The sequence below is a fragment of the Amycolatopsis thailandensis genome (assembly GCF_042723255.1).
In the GTDB taxonomy this organism is placed as follows: Bacteria; Actinomycetota; Actinomycetes; order Mycobacteriales; family Pseudonocardiaceae; genus Amycolatopsis; species Amycolatopsis thailandensis.
The window spans coordinates 1-3364 of sequence record NZ_JBHXJK010000009.1 but is presented as its reverse complement, the minus strand read 5'-3'; the positions used below and the strand labels follow the sequence as shown (position 1 = coordinate 3364).

The 3364-nt window shown below is 69.4% G+C and carries 2 protein-coding genes; one reads left to right on the top strand and one right to left on the bottom strand.

Annotated features, from left to right (window positions below):
• Window positions 1-196 precede the first annotated feature (196 nt).
• On the bottom strand, window positions 197-730 hold the full coding sequence (locus ACFWMR_RS05560; RefSeq protein WP_244200038.1) for a metal transporter: 534 nt from the start codon (window positions 728-730) through the stop codon (window positions 197-199).
• A gap of 165 nt (window positions 731-895) precedes the next feature.
• Between ACFWMR_RS05560 and ACFWMR_RS05555 the strand changes: the two genes are divergently transcribed.
• Window positions 896-2935 (top strand): ArnT family glycosyltransferase, encoded by a 2040-nt coding sequence (locus tag ACFWMR_RS05555; protein WP_378377248.1) that lies wholly within the window; start codon window positions 896-898, stop codon window positions 2933-2935.
• Window positions 2936-3364: the final 429 nt, after the last annotated feature.

Here is a 3364-nt window from a genome sequence, read left to right as displayed (position 1 = left end):
CGCCCCGCGGCGGGGTTGTCCCGCGCCCGGCCCCCCCCGACCCGTCGGGACCCCGCGGGTTAGTTCCCCTACGCCCGGCCCCACGGACTTGCCGTGCGGCGGCGACTCGGGAAGCCCGAAGCGGTCGGACGTGGGGGTGTCGTCCCTGCCTGCGGGCCGAGCGGTGGACATGGCGAGGTAGACGTCTTCGTGCACGTCAGCGGTGGAATGAATCGGACCTGTACTGCGGCGCGGGACCGGTGACCCGGAGGTGGTGATCGCGGGTGCGCAGCGACGGCCCCACCACCAGCGCGACGACCATCGCCGTGGTGGCCAGGACCGGCACCGTGTCCCGCCCGTCGAACCAGGCGCCCACGTTCACCGCGATGCCGCCCGCGGCGATGGCGACGGCCGGTCCGACCGGAAGCGTCCTGATCGCGGAGCCGACGAGCACGGCCAGCGCCAGGCCGGTGATGGGCGAGGGCTCCTTCGGCAGCGAGTCACCGGCGATCAGCGACACGATGACCGCGACGGCCGCGACCGCCACACCGGCGCCCGCGATCAGCGTCTTCTGCCGCTCGCGCAGCAGCGCCAGAGCGGACAGCACCACCGCGACGAGCGTGCAAAAGACCCATGACGCTCTGCCCCAGCTGTTCATGAGCATGACCGCCGTGAACGCGATGCCCGCGGCGAACACGATGCCGAGCCCGACGTTGACCATGATGCCCGCTGGCCGTTGCGCTGAAGTCATGTGCTTGAGAATAGGAAGGGCGGGCTCCCGGGGAACCAGCCGAAAGTACAGGAGCGTGCGGGAAAAGCCGTGCTTTGGGCCGATATTGACAGTGCGGCGATCCGGCCCTCGGCGCCTAAAGTGCTTCTCACCGCAGAACTTCACCTACGTGTCGAAGGGCGCGCCGTGGCCGAAGAGACCGCTTTAGCATCGACCCAGAACGAAATGGTGGAGGCGGAGCACGCCGTCTCACCCGGACGTGGCCGGGCACGGCTGCGGTTCTGGCGCTCGCCGCCGGATCAGCCGCGCTGGGCGCGTCCCGCGTTGCTCGGCATCGTCGTTCTCGCGGGGGCGTTGTATTCGTGGAACATCGGGCGGAGCGGGTACGCGCACTATTACGCGGCGGCCGTGAAGAGCATGTCGGTGAGCTGGAAGGCGTTCTTCTACGGTGCCTTCGATCCCGGCGCTTCGATCACCCTGGACAAACTCGCCGGGGCCTTCGTGCCGCAGGCGTTGTCGGCGCGGATCTTCGGATTCCACGAGTGGTCGCTGACCCTGCCACAGGTCGTTTGGGGCGTGCTCTCGGTTTTGGTGCTCTACCGCTTGGTCCGGCGCTGGCTCGGCCCCGCCGCGGGCTTGCTGGCGGCGGGCCTGTTCGCGGTCACGCCGATCGTGGCGTCGGTCTTCGGCCACGCCATGGAGGACGGCGCGCTGATCCTGTGCCTGCTGCTCGCCACGGACGCGTTCGCGATCGCGGTGACGCGCGCCAGGACAGGCTGGCTGATCCTCGCCGCGATCTGGGTGGGGATCGGTTTCCAGATGAAGATGCTCGAGGCCTGGATGGTGGTTCCCGCGTTCGCCGTGACGTATCTGCTCGTCGCTCCCGCGTCGTTGCGACGGCGTGCCGGGCAGCTCGCGATCGCCGGAGTCGTGCTGATCGGGGTCTCGGCGAGCTGGATCCTGTTGTACACGGTGACTCCCGCGGGGGACCGGCCCGCGGTGGACGCGACCACCGACGACAACGCGTTCGCCATGGTCTTCGGGTACAACGGCCTGGACCGGTTCGGTCTGCACGTTCCGGGCGCCGCCCGCACCGACTTCACGGATCCCTCGCTGTCCACCGACCTGACGCTGCCTCCGGAGCTCGAACGCCTGGCCGCCCCGCAGCCCGGGCTCCCGGAACAACCCGGGGAGCCGGAGCCCGTACCGGAGCCGGCCCCGGCACCCGCGGCCGAGGATCCGCCCCAGGCCTGGCACAAGCTGTTCGGCGATCGCTACGCGACCCAGGTCGGCTGGCTGTACCCGCTGGCCTTGGTGGGGCTGGTGGCCGGTCTCGTGGTGTACCGCCGTACCCGGCGCACCGGCCAGGAGTGGGGCGGGTTCGTGCTGTGGGGGCTGTGGCTGGTCACTTTCGCCGTGGTCCTCAGCCGGATGACCGTCATGCACAGCGCGTACCTCGCCGCCCTCGCGCCACCGCTCGCCGCGCTGGCGGCGGCGGGGGCCGTGCTGAGCCTGCGGCTGTATCGCGAGCGCCGGGCGGCCTGGCTGCCGCCGTCGGTGCTCGTCGCGCAGCTCGCCTGGACGGCGTACCTGGCCTCGCGGTACGCGGATTTCCTGCCCTGGCTCGCTTGGCTCTCCCTCGGCGGGGCGGCGGTTGCGGCCGCCGTGCTGATCGTCGGGACCCTGCGGCGCGCCGCGGTCGCGCGCGCGGCCGTCGCCGGTCTCGTCGCGGTGCTGGTGCTTCCGTGTGCCTGGGGTCTGTCGGCTTTCGACCACCGGTACGCGGGTAGCGCTTTCGAGGCCGGTGCCGGGCCGAGCGGACCGGTCGGGGTGGATCTGGACAGCGACACGAAGGACACCCTGACCGACCCGCAGCGGAAGATGTTCGACTACCTGATGGCACACCGCGAAGGCGCGCGCTACGTGGCGGCCACGACGTCCTGGCAGACCGCCGGTCAGTTCATCGTGCCGACCGGGGAATGGTTCCTGCCTATGGGCGGATTCTCCGGCCAGGTACCGCGGCCGACCCTCGAGGGCGTGCGGCGACTGGTGGAGACCGGGGAACTGCGGCATGTCGTACTGGGTAGCGCGGGTGGCCTGTTCACGAACGATTCGGAGTTGTATCGGATCGTGGCCTGGACGGCCACGAATTGCCCGCTCGTGCCGCCCGCCGAACACGGTGGGGACCCGGGGCTCTTCGTCTTCCGTTGCGGCGGCGGGACCTGACCGCGAAATCGGGCTTCTGTATTTCTGACGGGGCCCGCGGCCTCGCCGGAATTCCTTCTCTGTCAGCCTTCTGGTCCACGAGAGTGGATCGTGACCTCGACTGTGCGCAAGAGATCTGTTTCCGGCCGGAACACCACTTCGCGCGGCTTCGCGAAGGGGCCGTGGATGGCACTGGGCCGTAAGGAGAAGGTGGCGAGTTCGTGGTCTCGGTGGGGGAACGACGATTGAGAAACAGGTGACCTTGCGGACTGCGAAGACCACGTACCTCGGCTCGGCGCGGTCTGGCGGGGTCGGCGGTGTTGTGAAAGCCACTTTCGCAACGTTGAAGGTTGTGAAAGTGGCTTTCGCAACATCCCCGGCAGGCGAGCAGGACGCCCCAACGTCGCGAAATCCACAATAACGACAACACAAGTGCCCAAAAGTGCTATA

Excerpts from the sequence above, each read along its gene's own strand:
- ACFWMR_RS05560 (WP_244200038.1), bottom strand. The coding sequence starts at position 730 with ATGACTTCAGCGCAACGGCCAGCGGGCATCATGGTCAACGTCGGGCTC.